The organism is Pseudomonas sp. S44, assembly GCF_016624805.1.
GTDB classification, from domain to species: domain Bacteria; phylum Pseudomonadota; class Gammaproteobacteria; order Pseudomonadales; family Pseudomonadaceae; genus Aquipseudomonas; species Aquipseudomonas machongensis.
The window spans coordinates 96392-115687 of the sequence record NZ_JACVTY010000019.1 but is presented as its reverse complement, the minus strand read 5'-3'; the positions used below and the strand labels follow the sequence as shown (position 1 = coordinate 115687).

Sequence of the window (19296 nt, the reverse complement as noted above, 5' to 3'; positions counted from 1 at the left end):
TCCTACATTTGTTTCGGGCCAATGAGTCCTGTGGCATTTTCGCGCGACCCCTTTGGCGTACGGCGCATTACCGAGTCGTACACACTAGGCGGTCGCGCGCCTGTGGCACAGGCATAACTGGCCCGAAACAAACGTGGGAGCGGGTTTACCCGCGAAGCGCCGCGCGGGCGGCGCTCGATCTCAAGGCCGCTGAAAAACCTCAGGCAAGCACCTGTCAGCCCTCACCCAACCCCATGCGAACACACCTCCGGCGCACGGGTATGTGACAGCAACACATCCAGCAACGCCTGCGCCGCAGTAGACAACTTGTGGTCGCTCAGGGCGATGACCCCGATGCGCCGCTCGACAGTGGGCTCGACCAAAGGTACGCAGCGCGCCCCCAGCTCCTGCATCTGGTTGATGCACAGCGCCGGTACGGCACTGACCCCCAAACCATTGGCAACCATGCGCCCGACTGTGGACAACTGGTGGCTTTCGAAGGCCACCGCCAGCCGGCCATGCTCGGCGGCCAGGTGTTGCTCGAGCAGCAGGCGCACCGCCGAAGGGCGTTGCAGGGCGATGAAGTCATGAGTCAACAGTTCGCGCCAGCTCACCTGGGGCTGCTGCGCCAAGGGTGAATCGCCCGGCACCACGGCGACGAAGCGGTCCAGGTACAACGGGTGAAACTGCAAGGCATCGCTGCGCTCGGGCTCGAAACCTATGCCCAGTTCGACGCGGCGGTGGCGGACCAGTTCCAGCACCTGCTCGTTGATCACGTCGTGCACGGTGACGTTGACCTTGGGGTAGCGCTGGCGAAACACCTTCAGTGACTGCGGCAGCAGGTTGCCGGCAAAGGCCGGCATCGCCGCCACCGACACCCGCCCCAGTTGCAGGGTGAAGCGCTGGCGCAGCATTTCCTCGGTATCGTCCCAGTCGGCCAGCAGGCGCCGGGCCAGCGGCAGCAGCACTTCGCCCTCGGCGGTGAGGCTGACGCTGCGTGTGGTGCGGGTGAGCAGGGCGCCGCCGAGGTTGTCCTCCAGCGCCTTGATGGTCAGGCTCAGTGCCGGTTGCGAAATGTGCAGGTGTTCGCCGGCCTGGGCGAAGCTCTGGTACTTGGCCACGGTGACGAAGGCGCGCAGTTGCTTGACGTTCATGGCGGGTCCGCAGGTTGTTTTGCAAAAGTTATCAATCGATGACGAAAACAAAATTAACAAATCAGTCGCCAGCGGTGAAGATGCCTTCCACACGCTCAAACAACTACAAAGGCGGATCAGCATGGCCGGACTGGACAAGCGCGTAGCAACCTATGAACAGGCTCTCGAAGGCCTGACCGACGACATGACGGTACTGGCCGGCGGCTTCGGCCTGTGTGGCATCCCCGAGAACCTCATCGCCGAGATCAAGCGCCGCGGGGTCAAGGGCCTGACGGTGGTGTCCAACAACTGCGGCGTCGACGGCTTCGGCCTGGGCGTGCTGCTCGAAGACCGGCAGATCCGCAAGATGGTGGCCTCCTATGTCGGCGAGAACGCCGAGTTCGAGCGCCAGTTGCTCAGCGGCGAGCTGGAAGTGGAGCTCACCCCCCAAGGCACCCTGGCCGAGAAGATGCGCGCCGGCGGTGCCGGTATCCCGGCGTTCTACACCGCCACGGGCTACGGCACCCCGGTCGCCGAAGGCAAAGAGGTGCGTGAGTTCAACGGCCGCAAGTACATCCTCGAAGAGTCCATCACCGGCGACTTCGCCATCGTCAAGGGCTGGAAGGCCGACCACTACGGCAACGTGGTGTACCGCAACACCGCCCAGAACTTCAATCCGCTGGCCGCCACCGCCGGCAAGATCACCGTGGTCGAGGTCGAGGAAATCGTCGAGCCGGGCGTGCTGCTGCCCAGCGAGATCCACACGCCGGGGATCTTCGTCGACCGGGTCATCGTCGGCACCTTCGAGAAGCGCATCGAGAAGCGCACCGTCAAGGCCTGAGCGCCGTCCACAGAACAACAAAGAGATCCTGACCATGGCACTGACCCGCGAACAGATGGCTCAACGCGTCGCCCGTGAACTGAAGGACGGCTACTACGTCAACCTCGGCATCGGCATCCCCACCCTGGTGGCCAACTACGTGCCCGCCGACATGGACGTGATGCTGCAGTCGGAGAACGGCCTGCTCGGCATGGGCGAGTTCCCTACCGAGAGCACCCTCGACCCCGACATGATCAACGCCGGCAAGCAAACCGTGACCGCCCGCCGTGGCGCGTCGATCTTCGATTCGGCGCAATCCTTCGCCATGATCCGTGGCGGCCATGTCGACCTCACCGTGCTGGGTGCCTTCGAGGTGGACGTGGAGGGCAACATCGCCTCCTGGATGATCCCCGGCAAGCTGGTCAAGGGCATGGGCGGTGCCATGGACCTGGTAGCCGGCGCCGAGAACATCATCGTCACCATGACCCACGCCTCCAAGGACGGCGAGTCCAAGCTCCTGCCGCGTTGCAGCCTGCCGCTGACGGGTGCTGGCTGCATCCGCAAGGTGCTTACCGACCTTGCCTACCTCGAGATCGAGAACGGCGCCTTCATCCTGCGCGAGACCGCGCCCGGGGTGAGCGTCCAGGAGATCGTCGAGAAAACCGCCGGCAAGCTGATCGTGCCGGACGATGTGAAAGAGATGACGTTCTGACGCTATTGCTTTACCTCCCCCCTGTGAGGGTGGGCTAGTTGTGGGAGCGGGCAAGCCCGTTCCTACAGCAAGCCCGCTCCCACAGGGGTTTTGCGTTGTTCGACAAGCAACATCCACCAATAAGACCAAAAAAGGAAAACACTCGTGGCCGCTGAAATCCAAGACAGCCGCTCCGCCCGCTTCGCCCTGCGCTGCTCCAACTGGGCCGAACGCTGGTTCCCTGACTCCTGGGTGTTCGCCGCCCTGGCCGTGATGCTGGTGTGCCTGGGGGCCCTGGCCATGGGCGCCAAGCCCACCGACACCGCCAAGGCCTTTGGTGACGGCTTCTGGAGCCTGATCCCGTTCACCATGCAGATGGCCTTCGTGGTCATTGGCGGCTATGTGGTCGCAAGCTCGCCGCCTGCTGCGCGCCTGATCGACCGCCTCGCGCGCCTGCCGAAGAACGGCCGCTCGGCGGTGTGCTGGGTGGCGCTGATCTCGATGCTCGCCTCCTTGCTCAACTGGGGTCTGTCGTTGGTGTTCGGCGGCCTGCTGGTGCGTGCCCTGGCCCGCCGCACGGACCTGAAGATGGACTACCGCGCCGCTGGCGCTGCTGCCTACCTGGGCCTGGGTGCCGTGTGGGCGCTGGGCCTGTCGTCGTCGGCTGCGCAGTTGCAGGCCAACCCGGCCAGCCTGCCGCCGTCGATCCTGTCGATCACCGGCGTCATTCCGTTCACCGAGACCATCTTCCTCTGGCAGTCCGGGGTGATGCTGGCTGCGCTGGTGATCGTCTCGCTGGTCGTCGCCTACGCCACCGCGCCCGGACCGAACAGTGCGCGCAGCGCCCAGGACTGTGGTGTCGATCCGACCTTTACCGCCCCACCTGCGCCGCAGCGCACCCGTCCCGGCGAGTGGCTGGAGCACAGCCCGATCCTGATCCTGCTGCTGGTGGCCCTGGCGGCCGGCTGGCTGTACCAGGAGTTCGCCACCAAGCCTGCGATCACCGCCATCTCCGGGCTGAACACCTACAACCTGCTGTTCATCATGCTGGGCGCCTTGCTCCACTGGCGTCCGCGCAGCTTCCTCGACGCCGTGGCCCGTGCGGTGCCGACCACCACCGGCGTGCTGATCCAGTTCCCGCTGTACGGCTCGATCGCCGCCATCCTCACCCAGGTCAAGGGCGCCGACGCACAGACCCTGGCGCACCACATCTCGGTGTTCTTCACCCAGATCGCCACCCATGACACCTATGCCTTGCTGATGGGCGTGTATTCGGCGGTGCTGGGCTTCTTCATTCCGTCTGGCGGCGGCAAGTGGATCATCGAAGCGCCCTACGTGATGCTGGTGGCCAACGACCTGCAGTACCACCTGGGCTGGGCGGTGCAGATCTACAACGCCGCCGAGGCGCTGCCGAACCTGATCAACCCCTTCTACATGCTGCCGTTGCTGGGCGTGCTGGGCCTGAAGGCGCGTGACCTGATCGGCTTCTCCTTCGTGCAACTGCTGGTGCACGTGCCCCTGGTGCTGGTGCTGCTCTGGGCGCTGGGCACCACCTTGCAGTACGTGCCACCAGTGATGCCGTAGCCGCGTCACCGCGCACTACCGCGCTGCGGGCCGCAATGGCCCGCAAGCGCTGCCCGCCGCTCGACGACCTTGCATGTCGATCCGTGAAAAAAGCGTAATTTTCCCCCGACTCCCTTCGTTTTCCTGAGAGCTGCCCTGCGTCCAGGCGGACCGGGCCATCATCACCCCAAGGAGACAGGCAATGACTTCCGTTTTCGACCGCGACGACATCGTGTTCCAGGTTGTGATCAATCACGAGGAACAGTACTCGATCTGGCCCGACTACAAGGCGATCCCCAACGGCTGGCGCGCCGCAGGCAAGAGTGGCCTGAAGAAAGACTGCCTGGCCTACATCGATGAAGTGTGGACCGACATGCGCCCCCTGAGCCTGCGCCAGAAGATGGCCGAAGCTGCGGTGCAGTAAGGCGTGACTGCACTCAACCTGCTATGCCTGCCGTACTCGGGCGCCAGTGCCATGGTCTACAGCCGCTGGCGGCGCAAGCTGCCGGCCTGGTTGCAGGTGCGCCCGGTGGAGTTGCCCGGGCGCGGCGCGCGTCTGGGCGAGCCCCTGCAAACCGACATGCAGGCACTGGCCCGGCAACTGGCCAGCGAGCAACGCCTGGCGGCGAGCACGCCCTATGCGCTGCTCGGACACAGCCTGGGTGCGCTGCTCGCCTTCGAGCTGGCCCACGAGTTGCAAGCCCTGGGTTGCAAGGCGCCGGTCGCACTGTTCGCTTGTGGTACGGCGGCACCGACCCGACGTGAGGACTACGACGGCAAGGGCTGGCGCGAAGCCAAGACCGATGCCGAGCTGATCGACGAACTGCGCCAGTTGCAAGGTACCCCCGAGGAGGTGCTGGCCAACGAAGAGCTCATGGGCCTGACCTTGCCGATTCTGCGCGCCGATTTCCTCATGTGCGGCCGCTACGACTATCGCCAACGCGCGCCGTTGCACTGCCCGTTGCATGTTTTGGGCGGCGAGGCCGACCGCGCCAGCGAAGAGCAACTGCTGGCCTGGCGTCGCGAAAGCCTGGGCGATTTCTCGCTGGAGGTCTTCCCCGGCGGGCACTTCTTCATCCATGAACACGAAGACCGGGTGCTGAGCCTGCTGACCGCCTCTCTGGAACCTCATCGACTTTCGGCATGATTGACGTAGGCCTTTGCCTGGGGGAGGCTGGGGGCTTTCCCACAGGACAAGGGTTGTCCCCATGCTGATCGATCCCCGCCAGGCCACGCTGCTGGTCGTCGATATCCAGGAACGCCTCATCGGTGCCATGAGCGACCCCGAGGGCACCCGCGCGCGGGCCCGCGGGCTGCTGGCCGCCACCGCCGAACTCGAACTGCCCACGGTGATCTCCGAGCAGTACCCCAAGGGCCTGGGCCCGACCCTGGCCGAACTCAAGGCCGCCGCTACAGGGGCCGAGATCGTCGAGAAGCTGCACTTTTCCTGCGTGGCCGCCGAATGCCTGCCCGCCAGCTTGCTGGCGCGCGAGCAGGTGATCGTCTGTGGCATGGAAACCCACGTCTGCGTGCTGCAGACAGTGCTTGGCCTGCTGGGCCTGGGCAAGCAGGTGTTCGTGGTCGAGGACGTCTGCGACAGCCGCACCCCGGCAAACAAGGCGGCAGGCCTTGCGCGCATGCGCGATGCCGGGGCGCAGATCGTCACCCGCGAGATGGTGCTGTTCGAACTGCTGGGCAGTGCCAGCCACCCGTTGTTCCGCCATATCAGCAAGACCTACATCGTCGGTGACCCATCCTGAACCCGCGGCTGCTGGGCGCTGGGCTGATGCTGCTGGCCCTGCTGCAAGGCTGTGCCGGGCGCCGCGAGGAGGCGCCCGAAGTCGACCCTGCCCAGGTTCGTGCCCAGCTCATGCGCCTGCTGCCTGCCTCGGTCAAGGACCGCCAGGGCTGGGCCGAGGACATCCAGGTCGCGTTCACCGCCCAGGGCATCGCGCCCAGCCGCAGCAACCTGTGCGCGGTGCTGGCGGTGACCGAGCAGGAGTCCACCTTCACCGCCGACCCCCAGGTGCCCAACCTGGGCCGCATCGCCCGCGAGGAAATCGACCGCCGCGCCGCGCGTCTGCACATCCCCAGGCTGCTGGTCGATGGCGCCCTGGCGACGCCTTCGGCGAACGGCCAGAGCTACCAGCAGCGCCTGCTGGCGGTACGCAGCGAGAAGCAGCTCAGCGCCCTGTTCGATGATTTCATCGCCGGCTTGCCGCTGGGCGACAAGTTGCTCGGCGGGCTCAACCCGGTGCGTACCGGCGGGCCGATGCAGGTCAGCATCGACTTTGCCGAACGCCATGCCAAGGACTATCCCTACCAGCGCCAGGGCACGATTCGCCAGGAGGTATTCAGCCGTCGCGGCGGCCTGTACTTCGGCATCGCCCACTTGTTGGGCTATCCCGCCCATTATGAGCGGCCGCTGTACCGCTTCGCCGATTTCAACGCAGGCTGGTACGCCAGCCGCAACGCCGCATTCCAGGCGGCGCTGAACAGCGTGACGGGTGCAGAGTTGGCCCTGGACGGCGACCTGATCGCACCGGGTGCGATCCTGCCAGGCACGACCGAGCGCGCGGCGCGCAGCCTTGGGGTGAAGCTGGGGCTGCGCAATCCGCAGATTCGCAGCCAGCTGGAATTGGAGAACAGCCTGGCGCTCGAGGACAGCGCCTTGTACCGCGGCGTATTTGCCCTCGCTGACGCCAAGGCGGGCAAGCCACTGCCACGTGCGGTGCTGCCGGGGATCGTGCTCAAGAGCCCGAAGATCACCCGCAAGTTGACCACGGCGTGGTTTGCGGGGAGGGTGGACGAGCGCTACCAGCGCTGCATGACGCGTTGACCGACGCAAGCTGCAGGGGCCGCAACGCAGCCCCTGCAAGGCTCAGGCAGGCTGAGCTGCCAGGCTGTTGCTGACGTTACGCCCCAGTACCAGCACGGTGACGAATCCGCAACCGACCAGCGCCGTGGCCAGGCTCAGCAGCACCGAGCTGCCCAGTTGGTCGACGATCCGCCCACCAAAGAACGAGCCCAGTGCGATGATCACCTGGAACATGGCCACGAACAGCGGCATGCCGCGTTCGACATCCTTGGGCGCGACCACGAACATCCAGATGCTGGCACAGGCCGGGAAGGCACCGAAGGCAAAGCCCCACAGCGCGATCAGCATCACCGCGCCGGTCATGCCGGTGGCGAAGTAAGGGAACAGTGCGGTGCTGATGCCGATCAGCAAGGCCACCAGCAGCAGGGTGTAGCGCACGCTGCGGTTGGCGGCGAAGCCGGCGAACAGGTTGCCGATGACGCCCGCGACGCCGTAGAGCAGCAACAGCGAGCCGATGGTTGCGCCGTCGAAGCCCGAGCTTTGCTTGAAGAACGGTGCGACATAGGTGTACGCGGCAAAGTGCGCCAGGCCAATCAGCAAGACCGCGATCAGGCCAACCCGTGCCAGCGGATTGATGAACAGCGCCGGCAGGTCACTGATACGGATGGCCTTGTCGGGATTGAGCCGTGGCAGCAGGAAGACCTGCGCGAGCAGCACCGGCACACCCAGCAGGGCGGTCACCAGGAAGGTCATGCGCCAGCCCATCAGGCCGCTGAGCCAGGTGCCGACCGGCACGCCCAGCACCGTGGCCAGGGTGACCCCGACCATGATGATCGAAGTCGCCTGCGCCACGCCCACCCCCTTGGGCGCCAGGCGCCCGCTCAGGGCAATGGCCGTGGCCCAGAAACCACCGATGCTGATACCCAGCAGCACGCGGCCGAACAGCAGCAGGCTGAAGTCGCTGGCATAGGCCACCACCGAGTTGGCGATGATCATGATCAGCGTCAGGCCGATCAGCAGGTAGCGGCGGTCCATGGCACCGATGCCGACAGACAGCAGCGGGGCGGCGAGGGCGGCCATGATACCGGGCAGGGTGACCATCAGGCCGGCTTGCCCGGCACTGATGCCCAGGTCGCTGGCCACATCGTTGAGAACGCCTACCGGGAGGAATTCACTGGTCACCAGGGCGAAGGCGCCCACGGCGACCGAGAGAATCGCCAGCCACTGCTGTTTGACGCTCTGTTGGTTGTGTTCAAGAAGGCCATCGGGGGCCTGATTGACGCTTGGCATGGTACGGATTCCAAGTGTTGTCGCCTGGAGCAGGCGCAGGAGGCGGGAAAATAGGAGGGCGATTATAGAAGTCGGTTCCGAAAGGCCTATAGGCAGGCCGTTCGATAGTAATCATCAGTGTGATCGATGGAACGCTCGGCTCACCTCATCCAGCGCGGCATTCCCAATCTCCCCTTCACTGCGTACACTTGCGACATGTTCTTATTTGCATCTAATAATCTTTTTCGGGGAGGGGCGTGATGTCCACCGTTGTAGCTGGCGGCGCCGCGCACATGGGTTTGGAAACACTGTACCGCGAGCACAGCGGCTGGCTGCACGGCTGGTTGCGTCAGCGCATGAATAACGCCGCCGATGCTGCGGACCTGGCCCAGGACACGTTCATCCGGGTGTTGCTGGCGCGCAGTGCAGGCATGCTCAACGAGCCACGGCATTATCTGGCGACCATCGCTCGCGGCCTGGTCATCGATCTCTACCGGCGTCGCAGTCTGGAAAGCGCCTACCTCCAAGCCTTGGCGCAACAGCCCGAGCACTATGCGCCCAGCGCCGAAACCCGTGCTGCCGTGCTGGAAACGTTGATGGCCATCGATCGTATGCTCGATGGTCTCGGCGAGCGCACGCGGGCGATCTTCCTGGCTGTACAGCTTGACGGCCTGAGCTACGAAAAAGCCGCCACCCGGCTTGGTGTTTCGGTCAGCACCGTGCGCAAGCACCTGGCCCGTGGGTTGATGCATTGCGTGCTGATCGACGACGCATGAAGGCCATTCTAGCCGATGCTGTGAACTGGTATGTGCGCCTGCACGACAGCGACGTCGATGAAACCACCCGCGTCCAATGGCAAGCCTGGTACGCCGCCGACAACCGTCATGCCGAAGCCTGGGCACGGCTGGAGCAATTGCAGTACCGCCTGGGCAACGCCCCTCGTGGTGCGGCGCAGACGCTGCAGACCGCACGCTGGGATCGACGTTCCGCGATGAAGGCCCTGGCGCTGCTGCTCGGGGTCGGGGCGGTGGGGTGGCAGGGCTATCGGGTCTCGCCCTGGCGTGCCGATTACTGGACTCGGGTGGGTGAGCGGCGGCAATTGACGCTTGCCGACGGTACGCGGCTGGACCTCAACACTGACAGCCGGGTGGACGTCGTGTTCGACGCCGGGCAGCGCCTGATTCAACTGCGCCAGGGCGAGATTCTGGTGGACACTGCCCAGGATCCGCGTCCGCTCAGCGTGTGCACCGCCGAAGGCGACATCCTGGCCCTTGGCGCCCGCTTCAGCGTGCGCCAGGACGCTGGCGTAAGTCATGTCACGGTGGCCACCCAGGCCGTGGAGGTGCAAGCCAAGCGCATGTCGCAACGGCTACGCATCGATACCGGCTACAGCCTGAGCTTCACTGCCGACAGTTTCGGGCCGCTGCGACCGATGGAGCCCGATGCCCAGGCCTGGGTCCAGGGCATGCTGGTCAGCGTCGATTGGCGCTTGGGTGATGTGGTGCAGGCCTTGGCCCGCTACCGGCCCGGTTATCTCGGCTGCTCGAAGGAGGTCGCCGGGCTGCGCTTGTCCGGCGCCTTCAACCTCGATGACACCAACGTTGCGCTGGCCAGCCTGGAAGACGCCTTGCCGATCCGCGTCCGGCGCATGACCGACTACTGGGTGCGCCTGGAGCCCTCCGGGCTGGGGTAAGAGGGTCATAGGCGTTGCCCGGATTTTTTTTGCGTCGGGGTAACAGATTTCTTTTGCTGGCTCGGCCCTTGAGGGAGCGCGCATCTGGCGCGCCCATGCCAACCAGATCAGGAACCCCAATCTCATGTCCGCACGCCGTTCCTCGCTAGCCAGCAGCATTCGCCAGGCGACCCTCGCGCTGAGCCTGTGCAGTGCCGCACTGGCGACTTCGACCGCCTGGGCTGCCCCACAGCACTACGATATTCCCGCTGGCAGCGTGGCCGCTGCGATCAGCCAGTTCGCCGCGGCCAGCGGCGTGACCATCAGCTTCAGCCACGAAGAGGCGGATGGCCTGCGGTCATCGGGGCTGCACGGCAGCTTCGAGCTGGAGCAGGGTTTCGCCCACTTGCTGCAAGGCACCGGATTGCGCATCCAGCAGATGGGCGAGAAGCGCTACGTGCTGAGCAAGGCGCCAGCCGAAGGCACGGTGGAGCTCGGGGCCACCAGCATCGATGCCACGGGGCTGGGCAGCACGACCGAGGGTACTGGCAGCTATGCGACGGGCTCGGCGAACACCGCGACCGGCCTGCGCCTGTCGGCACGCGAGACGCCCCAGTCCATCAGCGTGGTCACCCGTCAGCGCATCGAAGACCAGAACCTGACAGACGTTGCCCAGGTACTTGAACAGACGCCAGGTGTGGTCGTCGACAGCATGGGGCCGGCCGGTAGTGACGGCAACAACATTTATGTCCGTGGTTTCCAGGTGGGCAGCTACCAGGTCGACGGCGTCAATCGGCCTGACAGCTACGGTTTTCGTGACGACCTGGCCGACATGGTGAGCTACGACCGCGTCGAGGTGGTTCGCGGCGCCACGGGGCTGATGTCGGGTACCGGTGATCCGGGCGCCACCATCAACCTGATTCGCAAGAAACCGACGCTGCAGACCCAGCGCAAACTCACGCTCAAGGCCGGTTCCTGGGACAACTATCGCACCGAGCTGGACGTGTCCGGGAAGCTGTCCGAAAGCGGCCATGTCCGTGGGCGCTTCGTGGCGTCGACCACCGACAGCCAAAGCCACATCGACCGCCAGTCGCTGGAGCGCCAGGTGGCATACGGCGTGGTGGAGTGGGATGTCACCGACAGCACGATGCTGACCGTAGGCGCCGAATACCAGGAGATGGACAACGACGGCGCGGGCAACCATGGCTTCCCGATGTTCAATAGCGATGGCAGCCACTTCAAGCCTTCGCGCTCGTTCAACTCGGCGTCGGACTGGAGCTATCACAAGCGCCGCACGAAAACCCTGTTCACCACCCTGGAGCACCAGTTGGACAACGGCTGGCAGCTGAAACTGAACGCCGAGCACAGCCGCCGCAGCTATGACGACGCCTTCGCCACCGCCGCCAACGGCACCGTAAACCCCGACGGCAGCGGCATCAGTACCTGGACCGGCCGTTGGGCGGGGGACCCCCGGCAGACGTCGTTCGATCTCTCTGCCTCTGGCCCCTTCGAGTTGCTGTCGCGCGAGCATCAGGCGTATGTGGGCGCCAGTCATTACCGGGCGTATTACCGCAATGACGGTTATCCGCTCTGGTCTTTCCAGACCATCGACAATATCCATACCTGGGACGGCTCGCTGGCGGTCCCGGATGCCATCCACACCAAGTCGTCGCGCGATGCGCTGGACGAAACCCAGGATGGTCTGGTGGCTTCGGTGCGCTGGAGCCTGGCGGATGACCTGTCGCTGATTACCGGTGCGCGGGTGATCGACTGGAAACGTGACGAAGCCAACACCAACCTCTCGAGCGGGGCGACCCGCCGGACCTCGCGCAGCGAAACCGGCGTCGTCACTCCATACATCGGGCTGGTGTACGACCTGGCCGAGAACTGGTCGGCCTACGCCAGCTACACCACCATCTTCAAGCCGCAGAACAGCAAGGATGTGGGCGGCAACTACCTCGACCCGCTCGAAGGCGTGAACTACGAGCTGGGTATAAAGAGTGAGTTCTTCGACAAGCGCCTGACCACCGCGCTCAGCGTTTTCGAAGTGCACCAGGATAATCTCGCCGTGGCCGACGGCAGCAACCTTGCCCCGGATGGCAACCAGGCTTACCGCGCCGAGTCCGGCACCAAGACCCGTGGTTTCGAGATGGAAATGACGGGGGAGATCCTGCCTGACTGGCAAGTCTCCGCGAGCTACACCTACGCGGTGAGCAAGAACGCCGATGGCGATCGCCTGCTCACCGAAGTACCGCGCGATACCCTCAAGCTGTTCACCAGCTATCGCCTGCAGTCGCTGCCGCAGTTGAAGGTTGGCGGGGGAGTGCGCTGGCAGGGCATGGAGTACTACAAGGACGCCGGGCCCAACAACGAGACCTTCACCCAAGGCGCCTACAGCATCGTCGACGTAATGGCGCAATACGCCTTCACGCCGCAGACCAGCGTGTCCTTGAACCTCAATAACCTGTTCGACGAGAAGTACTACACCGCGATCGGCTCGCGGGGCTGGTATGGCACGCCGCGCAGCGCAACGGCCACGCTGGTGTATGCGTTCTGATAAGGCGTCTTGAGGAAACCGCGCTTGATCCGCGTGATATCAGGCGCACTGCCTCACGCAATTGACCTGCTGACCTGAGCGCCGCGCCTTGCCGGGCGCTCGGGCAGTACGGCGGCCTGCAACTGGCGACCTGCGGGATGTTCGAACGACAGTTCACCCTCCACAGCCCGATTCTCGACGATGCGCCCTGCGTCAAGCACCACAACCCGCTGGCAGAAGTACCGCACCAGGCTCAGGTCATGGCTGATCAGCAGAAAGGCCGTGCCGTTGTCGCGACGCAGTGTGTCGAGCCGTTGCAGCAGTTGCAGTTGCAGCACGCGATCCAGATTTGAAAGCGCCTCGTCGAGCACCACCAGCTTTGGCGAGATTGCCAGCGCCCGGGCGATGTTGGCCCGCTGTAGCTGGCCGCCGCTCAGTTGCTGTGGCAAGCGTTCGGCATGCTCGGCGTGCAGGCCCATCTGCTCCAGCAGCTCGATGGCCCGTAGGCGTTGGGCTGTCTCACTCAGATTGCTCAGGTGCCGCAGTGGCTCGGCAATGCTCCAGCCGATGCTGCGCTGTGGATTGAATGCCCCCGGCGCGTCCTGGAACACCAACTGCACGGTCCGCTGGAAGGCTCGTGCCTGTTCGCCGCGCAGTTGGCTTACCGCCTGCCCGGCGAAGGTGACCTGCCCCTGGCTCGGAGTTTCGAGCCCGAGCAGCAGGCGGGCGAGGGTGCTCTTGCCACTGCCGCTGCAGCCCAGCAAGCCAATGGATTCGCCCGCTTGAAGTTGCAGGTCGATACCGTCGAGCACCTGCAGCCAGCCGCGTTTTCGCAGCAAGCCGCCGGTGCGGTAGCGATGACTCAGTTGCTGGACATGCAGCAGGCTCATGGTCGGCTTCCGCAGAGGATTCGATGGGCTTCGAGCAAGGTGCGAGCAGTGTCGCTGACAGGGCGGTCGAACAGTGCATGCACGGCTTGGCGCTCGACGATGCGGCCGGCATCCATCACCGCTACCTGATCGGCGCAGCGCGCCACCACCCCCATGTCATGGGTCACCAGCAGCACCCCGAGGCCATGCCGTCCAACCAGCTCCATCAGCACGTCGAGAAAGCGTGCCTGGCTTACCGCGTCGAGATCGCTGGTGGGCTCGTCGGCCAGCAGGAACGGAGTTTCGGCCATCAGCGCCAAGGCGATCATCATGCGCTGCAGCATGCCGCCGCTGAGCTGGAAGGCGAACGCTTGCAGCACGCGGGCGTGATCCGTCAGGCCCACGGCCGCCAGGCAGTCGGCCATGCGCTCGCGAGCGGCGGCGCCGGTGATACCGTGCTGGCGAAGGGTTTCGAGCCCGTGGCTGGCCATGCTGCTTACCGGGTTGAAGGCACTGCGCGGGTTCTGCAGCACCAGACCGGCCAGGCGGCCACGCACCTGGGCGGCGCTCACCGGTTGGCCGTCGAGCAGCAGCTGGCCCTGGGTACGCACAAGGCCGGCAGGCAAAAGGTCAAGCATGCCCAGGCAGCTCAGGGACTTGCCCGAACCACTGGCCCCGACCAGTGCGCAGACCTCGCCGCGGCGCAACTGCAGGTCGACGCCATGCACCAGCAAACCGGCGTGGGACGCTATGCGCAGGTCCTGGATTTCGAGGGTCGCTGGCATCATCTAGTGGTGCTCCCGGGTCGGGTCGAGGCGGTCGCGCAGTGCGTCGCCCAGCAGGTTGAAGGCCATCACCGAGAAGAAGATCATCAGCCCCGGCAACAGCAGCAGGTGGGGGTGGCTCCAGATGAACTCCTTGGCATCGTTGATCATCACGCCCCACTCGGCCGTAGGCGGTGCCACACCCAGGCCGAGAAACGACAGGCCCGAGACGTGCAGCATCATGTGGCCGATGTCCATGGTCGCCAGTACCAGCAGGGGGCCTGCGATGTTCGGCAGCACGTGCTGGCGCAGGCGGGTGCTGCGCGAGGCACCGGCCAGGCGCGAGGCCAGCACGTATTCACGACCACGCTGGGCAATCACCATGCCGCGCACCATGCGCGCATACCATGCCCAATGGGACAACGCGATGGCGATGATCACGTTGGTCAGGCCGGTACCGAGCAGCGTGACGAAGAAGAACGCCAGCACCAGGGTCGGAAAGGTCATGAACATGTCGCACAGGCGCATCAGCAGCAGGTCGGTGCGCCCGCCGACAAAGCCCGCGAGGCCGCCCACGGCGAGCCCGAGCGCCAGTACCAGGGCCAGGGTCAACATCACGCTGCCCAGCGACAGGCGGGTACCGACGATCAAGCGCGACAGCAGGTCGCGGCCCAGGTGATCGGTGCCCAGCCAGTGGCTGGCATCGGGTGGCATGAGGCGCTGGCCGAGGTCGACCAGATCGGGGTCGTGCGGGGTCAGCCACTGGCCGAACACGGCCAGTACCGCCAGCAGGCCAACCAGCACCAGGCCCAGGACCAGTCCCGCATGGCCGGACACGGCCGGCCGACGAATTGCCCAGAGCGTACTCATGCGCGTGCGCCCTCCAGCCGGCTGCGTGGGTCGAGCCAGGCGTAGCACACGTCCACGACCAGGTTGCAGACCATCAACAGGCCGGTCAGCAGCAGGGTGAAGCACTGCATCACCGGAAAATCGCGGTTGAGCACCGCCGAGACGGCAAAGCGCCCCACGCCGGGCCAGGCGAAGATGGTCTCGATCACCAGTGCTCCGCCGATCAGTTCGCCCACGTGCATGCCAGTGGCGGTGACGAACGGCAGCCAGGCGTTGCGCAGCACGTGGTCGCGCCACACCCGGCGTTCGGGCAGGCCCCGGGCGCGGGCGTAGGTGACATGGCGCTGGCCGCTGGCTTCGAGCAGGCTGGCGCGCAGCAGGCGAGCATTGATCGACATCGACATCAGGGCAATGGCCAGTACTGGCATCACCAAGTGCCCGGCGCCTCCTCGACCGAGCGGCGGCAGCCAGCCCAGCGACAGCGAGAACAGTGCGATCAACAGGAACGCCAGCCAGAAATTGGGCATCGACACGCCCAGGAAAGTCACCGCCCGGACTGCATGGTCGGGCCAGCGACCCTGCCAGCGCGCGGCCATGAGCCCCAGCGGGATCGACAGCAACAACGTGCAGGCCAGCGCCAGTCCGCCCAGTTGAAGGGTCGCCGGCAGGTAGTACAACAGGTCGTCCAGTACCGGTCGGCCGGTCAGGTAGGAAACACCGAAATCCAGATGCAACGCCTTCCACAGCCAGTTCAGGTACTGCTCGTACAAGGGCCGATCCAGGCCCAGGGCATGGCGCACTTCGGCGATGGCTGCATCTGTCGGCGGGATGTGCGACAGGCGCAGGTAATCCAGGGCCGGGTCCGTGCTGCCCAGGTGCAGCAACACGAACACCAGCAGCGACACACCGAGCATCACCGGGGCCAGCAATACCAGACGCAGCAGAATGTAGCGCAGCATGTCAGTGGGCCTGCTTGGGGGTCATGGCCTCGAAGGGCACATCGAACAAGGTGCTGCCGAATTCGACGTGATCGACCGAATCGCGGTGCATGCTGATGGCGGTGAGGTGGGAGATGGGCAAGTACACCGCCTGCTCGTGCAGGGTGGTCAGGATGAAGCGGTACTGCTCGGCGCGTTGTTGCTCGTCGGTGCTGGCCAGCACCTGGCCGATGCGCCGGTCCAGTTCATCCTTCATCGCCAACCCCCGCTGGGCCATGTAGTCGGCGTGGCCGGCATAACGCATGGAGCTGACGAACGAATGCGGATCGTACGGGGCGCCCCAGGTGTCGGCGAAGATCATGTCAAAGTCACCCTCGCGCTGGCGCCGCACCAGGGCGCCTTCTTCAACTGCCCGCAACTCGACATGGATACCGACCTTGGCCAACTCGCCCTGCAGGACTTCAGCCAGGCTTTTCTGCAAGGCACTGGTGCCGAGGAACACCAGCTCGATCGACAGCGGCTCACCGCCCTTGCTGCGCACGCTGGCACCGGGAGCCAGTGTCCAGCCTGCGGACTCCAGCGCCTGCCTGCCCTGTGCAGGGTCGTATGGATAAGGTTTCAGGCCGATGTCCGAGTACGGCATGTTGCTGGCGAACAGGGTGTCAGCCCGCGGTTCCAGGCCGTAGAGGATCTTGTCGATGATCGCCTGCTTGTCCACCGCCTCGTTGATCGCCTGGCGCACCGCCAGGTCGCGCGTGGCGCCACGGCCGGTGTTCATGGCCAGCGTGCGGGTAGCCAACGGCGCCGACAGGGCAGTGGCGTAGCCCTGGTCGCGCAGGCGCACGAAGGTGGCGGCGCTGATCTCGCCGGCGGCACCCTGGATCAGCTCGATTTCACCGGCCTGCAAGGCCAAAGCGCGGCTGTTGGGGTCGGGAATGACCTTCACCATGACTTCGCCGTAGGCCGGTTGCGGCCCCCAGTAGAAAGGGTTGCGCACGAAGCGGTCGAACTCGCCCAGGCGCGACTCGACCCGCATCCAGGGCCCGGTCCCGACTGGCTGGCCAGGCTTGGCAGCGGGGGCGCCGAAGCGCATCGGGCGGACCTGGGCCAGCTCCATCAGCGTCGGGTAGTAAGGGTGCTTGAGCACCAGGCGCAAGGTCAGGTGATCGGGGGCCTCGACATGGTCGAGGGTGCTGACCAGCTCCATCCAGCGGTGGCGTTGGCTGTTGGCCAGGACCGCATCCAGGTTGGCCTTGGCGGCCGCGGCATCGAACGGCGTACCGTCGCTGAAACGCACGCCGTCGCGCAAGGTGAAGGTGTAGGTCTTGCCGTCCTCGGACACTTTCCAGCCCGTCGCCAGCCACGGCTCGACGGTGCCTGCGTGGGTGTAGCGCACCAGCGGTTCGTAGACCATGGCCTGGGCGTACATCTGATTCGGCGCGTATCCGCGTGGCTCGATGGGGCCGGCGTTGACCGGCCAGGAGTACACCAGTGTCTGACCCGGCGCCGTGGGGGCGGCTGCCTGCGCGAAGGCGCTCATCGCGAGAAGAACAATGCCCCACAGGGCAGGCTTTCGTTTGCCAGGCTGCTGCTTCACACTGCGTCCCCCACTTCGATGGAGGCCGTAGGCTAAAGAGCGGTGGGTATGATGTCTATAAAAAATCATCTTACTGGAAGTGAAAATGCAACGGATCACCATCACTCTGGATGAAGAGCTGCTCGGTCTGATCGATCGACGGGTTGAAACGCAGGGCTATCAAGGGCGATCGGAGGCCATCCGCGACCTGCTGCGCAACGGCCTGCGCGAAGCCGAAGCCTTGCCGGAAGATGACCCCTGCGTGGCGGTGGTCAGCTACTTGTATGACCACACCACGCGTGAGCTTCCCAAGCGCCTCAACCAGACATTGCACGCGCACCACGACCTGACCCGCTCGACGCTGCACGTACACCTGGATGCGGGGCATTGCCTGGAGGTTTCGGTGCTTCAGGGCCCCAGTGGGCGTATCGGCGAGTTGTCGCGTCAATTGATGGTCGAGCGCGGGGTGGAGCATGGACAGGTGCAAGTGATACCGGCGCCACTGCCCCCTGCAACGACGCGATGAATGCGTCGAGCTGACTCATCCCTTCTGCGCTCGACACCGGCGGTTCAATCCCGGACCATCAAGGCCCCGGCATAACGGTACTCAGGAACGAACGCCATGGATTGCCTCGCGACGCTGTATACAGAACGCCTTGTGCTCACCCCCCTTCAACTGGAAGACGCGCCAGCGATCCAGCAGTTGTTTCCCCAGTGGGAGGTGGTCCGTTATCTCGATCGCCGTGTGCCCTGGCCCTATCCGCAAGACGGCGCGTTGGTCTACGTGCGTGACATGGCGTTACCGGCCATGGCGGCGGGCCGTGAATGGCACTGGATGATCCGCCTGCGAGGCGCAGAGCAACCCATCATCGGCAGCATCAGCCTGTACGACCAACCCGGGAACAACCGGGGTTTCTGGCTTGCGCCGCAGTGGTGGGGGCAGGGCTACATGCGCGAAGCCTGCGGGGTGGCCAACGCCTATTGGTTCGAGACATTGTCTCGCCCCGTCATGCAGGTACCCAAGGCCGTTGCCAATCACGCCTCTCGAAAAGTGTCGGAGCATGAAGGCATGCGCCTGGTGGACAGGCGCGACGGGCATTTCGTCTCCGGGCCGCTTGAGGTCGAGATATGGGAGATGACACGCCGTGATTGGCTCGCCCGCTCCTTGGGTTGACGCTGCCGGACATTTCCGTAGAATCGCGCGCCCCATTCAACAGGCATGGCGAAAAGGAGCTTCGATGCAACGGATCATGATTGTCGGCCAACCCGGCTCCGGGAAGAGCACCTTGGCGCGCAAACTTGGCGAATGCACGGGGCTGCCGGTCGTGCACATCGACACCATTCACTGGCAGCCCGGTTGGGTCGAGCGAAGCCGAGACGAGAAGACACGGTTGTGCCATGAGGTCGAGGCGCGTGATCGCTGGATATTCGAAGGTGGCCATTCAACCACCTGGAGCAATCGACTGGCTCGTGCGGATCTTCTGATCTGGATCGATCGGTCGGCGTCGCTGCGATTCTGGCGGGTGCTGAGCAGAGCGCTGCGTTATCACGGGCAGTCCCGGCCGGACCTGCCGCACGACTGCCCGGAGCGGCTGGCCAACTTACCGGCGTTCTTCAAGTTCATGTGGCAGACCAGACGCTCGGCGCGAATGAAGATGGCGCAACTTGCGGCGAGCGCACCCGCGGGTTGCCGGGTGGTGTGCTTGCGCTCCAACCGGGATACCAGGGCTTTTCTCGCAAGCATGGAGCCGCTGAAGGGGCGGGTTGAGCGGTGTAGTCAGCAGCGCTGAGAAGATCAGCTCGATAGCCTGTAACAGTC

General features: G+C 65.0%; 20 protein-coding genes. 13 read left to right on the top strand and 7 right to left on the bottom strand.

Going from position 1 to position 19296, the window contains the following annotated elements; all coding sequences use genetic code 11:
• Positions 1 to 221: 221 nt before the first annotated feature.
• Positions 222 to 1133: a LysR family transcriptional regulator gene (locus IAE40_RS15790; protein WP_125930195.1), complete on the bottom strand. Its 912-nt coding sequence runs from the start codon at positions 1131 to 1133 to the stop codon at positions 222 to 224.
• A gap of 121 nt (positions 1134 to 1254) precedes the next feature.
• On the opposite strand from IAE40_RS15790, the gene IAE40_RS15785 reads away from it, so the two are divergent.
• The 7 genes from IAE40_RS15785 (at position 1255) to IAE40_RS15755 (ending at position 7025) form a co-directional block, all read left to right on the top strand.
• Positions 1255 to 1953, top strand: coding sequence for a CoA transferase subunit A (locus IAE40_RS15785; protein WP_054893208.1), 699 nt, complete (start codon positions 1255 to 1257; stop codon positions 1951 to 1953).
• A 34-nt stretch (positions 1954 to 1987) separates the two neighbouring features.
• On the top strand, positions 1988 to 2644 hold the full coding sequence (locus tag IAE40_RS15780) for a CoA transferase subunit B (RefSeq protein ID WP_054893209.1): 657 nt from the start codon (positions 1988 to 1990) through the stop codon (positions 2642 to 2644).
• A gap of 144 nt (positions 2645 to 2788) precedes the next feature.
• A complete protein-coding gene (locus IAE40_RS15775; RefSeq protein WP_054893210.1) occupies positions 2789 to 4207 on the top strand; it encodes a short-chain fatty acid transporter in 1419 nt (472 codons plus the stop codon).
• A gap of 181 nt (positions 4208 to 4388) precedes the next feature.
• Entirely contained in the window at positions 4389 to 4610 is a 222-nt protein-coding gene (locus tag IAE40_RS15770; RefSeq protein ID WP_054893211.1) for an MbtH family protein, read from the top strand.
• Between the two features lie 3 nt (positions 4611 to 4613).
• Positions 4614 to 5333 (top strand): thioesterase II family protein, encoded by a 720-nt coding sequence (locus IAE40_RS15765; protein WP_153775006.1) that lies wholly within the window; start codon positions 4614 to 4616, stop codon positions 5331 to 5333.
• 61 nt (positions 5334 to 5394) lie between these two features.
• Positions 5395 to 5946 (top strand): hydrolase, encoded by a 552-nt coding sequence (locus IAE40_RS15760; protein WP_054893213.1) that lies wholly within the window; start codon positions 5395 to 5397, stop codon positions 5944 to 5946.
• A gap of 26 nt (positions 5947 to 5972) precedes the next feature.
• Entirely contained in the window at positions 5973 to 7025 is a 1053-nt protein-coding gene (locus IAE40_RS15755) for a DUF1615 domain-containing protein (protein ID WP_151923958.1), read from the top strand.
• A gap of 42 nt (positions 7026 to 7067) precedes the next feature.
• On the opposite strand, the gene IAE40_RS15750 is transcribed toward IAE40_RS15755, so the two are convergent.
• Positions 7068 to 8294, bottom strand: coding sequence for an MFS transporter (locus IAE40_RS15750; RefSeq protein ID WP_063544401.1), 1227 nt, complete (start codon positions 8292 to 8294; stop codon positions 7068 to 7070).
• A 239-nt stretch (positions 8295 to 8533) separates the two neighbouring features.
• Here IAE40_RS15750 and IAE40_RS15745 point away from each other — a divergent pair, with 239 nt between their 5' ends.
• The 3 genes from IAE40_RS15745 (at position 8534) to IAE40_RS15735 (ending at position 12502) form a co-directional block, all read left to right on the top strand.
• Entirely contained in the window at positions 8534 to 9049 is a 516-nt protein-coding gene (locus IAE40_RS15745) for a sigma-70 family RNA polymerase sigma factor (RefSeq protein WP_200603509.1), read from the top strand.
• Complete coding sequence (locus IAE40_RS15740; protein ID WP_197891507.1) at positions 9046 to 9966, top strand: FecR domain-containing protein; 921 nt, start codon at positions 9046 to 9048, stop codon at positions 9964 to 9966. Before IAE40_RS15745 ends, IAE40_RS15740 begins: the two co-directional genes overlap by 4 nt.
• A gap of 124 nt (positions 9967 to 10090) precedes the next feature.
• Entirely contained in the window at positions 10091 to 12502 is a 2412-nt protein-coding gene (locus IAE40_RS15735) for a TonB-dependent siderophore receptor (protein ID WP_200603508.1), read from the top strand.
• Positions 12503 to 12555: 53 nt separating this feature from the next.
• Here IAE40_RS15735 and nikE read toward each other — a convergent pair whose 3' ends face one another.
• The 5 genes from nikE to nikA are packed head-to-tail and all read right to left on the bottom strand — an operon-like array spanning position 12556 to position 17441.
• On the bottom strand, positions 12556 to 13371 hold the full coding sequence (gene nikE, locus IAE40_RS15730; protein WP_200603507.1) for a nickel import ATP-binding protein NikE: 816 nt from the start codon (positions 13369 to 13371) through the stop codon (positions 12556 to 12558).
• A complete protein-coding gene (gene nikD, locus IAE40_RS15725; RefSeq protein ID WP_325167282.1) occupies positions 13368 to 14138 on the bottom strand; it encodes a nickel import ATP-binding protein NikD in 771 nt (256 codons plus the stop codon). The genes nikE and nikD overlap by 4 nt, the downstream gene beginning before the upstream one ends.
• Positions 14139 to 14984 (bottom strand): nickel ABC transporter permease subunit NikC, encoded by an 846-nt coding sequence (gene nikC / locus IAE40_RS15720; protein WP_200603506.1) that lies wholly within the window; start codon positions 14982 to 14984, stop codon positions 14139 to 14141. It abuts the gene before it with no gap.
• Positions 14981 to 15922, bottom strand: coding sequence for a nickel ABC transporter permease subunit NikB (gene nikB / locus IAE40_RS15715; protein WP_200603505.1), 942 nt, complete (start codon positions 15920 to 15922; stop codon positions 14981 to 14983). The genes nikC and nikB overlap by 4 nt, the downstream gene beginning before the upstream one ends.
• 1 nt (position 15923) lies before the next feature.
• Positions 15924 to 17441, bottom strand: coding sequence for a nickel ABC transporter substrate-binding protein (gene nikA / locus IAE40_RS15710; RefSeq protein WP_234465164.1), 1518 nt, complete (start codon positions 17439 to 17441; stop codon positions 15924 to 15926).
• 142 nt (positions 17442 to 17583) lie between these two features.
• On the opposite strand from nikA, the gene nikR reads away from it, so the two are divergent.
• The 3 genes from nikR (at position 17584) to IAE40_RS15695 (ending at position 19267) form a co-directional block, all read left to right on the top strand.
• Complete coding sequence (gene nikR / locus IAE40_RS15705) at positions 17584 to 18003, top strand: nickel-responsive transcriptional regulator NikR (protein WP_063544420.1); 420 nt, start codon at positions 17584 to 17586, stop codon at positions 18001 to 18003.
• 96 nt (positions 18004 to 18099) lie between these two features.
• Positions 18100 to 18651: a GNAT family N-acetyltransferase gene (locus IAE40_RS15700; RefSeq protein WP_153775013.1), complete on the top strand. Its 552-nt coding sequence runs from the start codon at positions 18100 to 18102 to the stop codon at positions 18649 to 18651.
• A gap of 64 nt (positions 18652 to 18715) precedes the next feature.
• Complete coding sequence (locus IAE40_RS15695; protein WP_197891516.1) at positions 18716 to 19267, top strand: AAA family ATPase; 552 nt, start codon at positions 18716 to 18718, stop codon at positions 19265 to 19267.
• Positions 19268 to 19296: the final 29 nt, after the last annotated feature.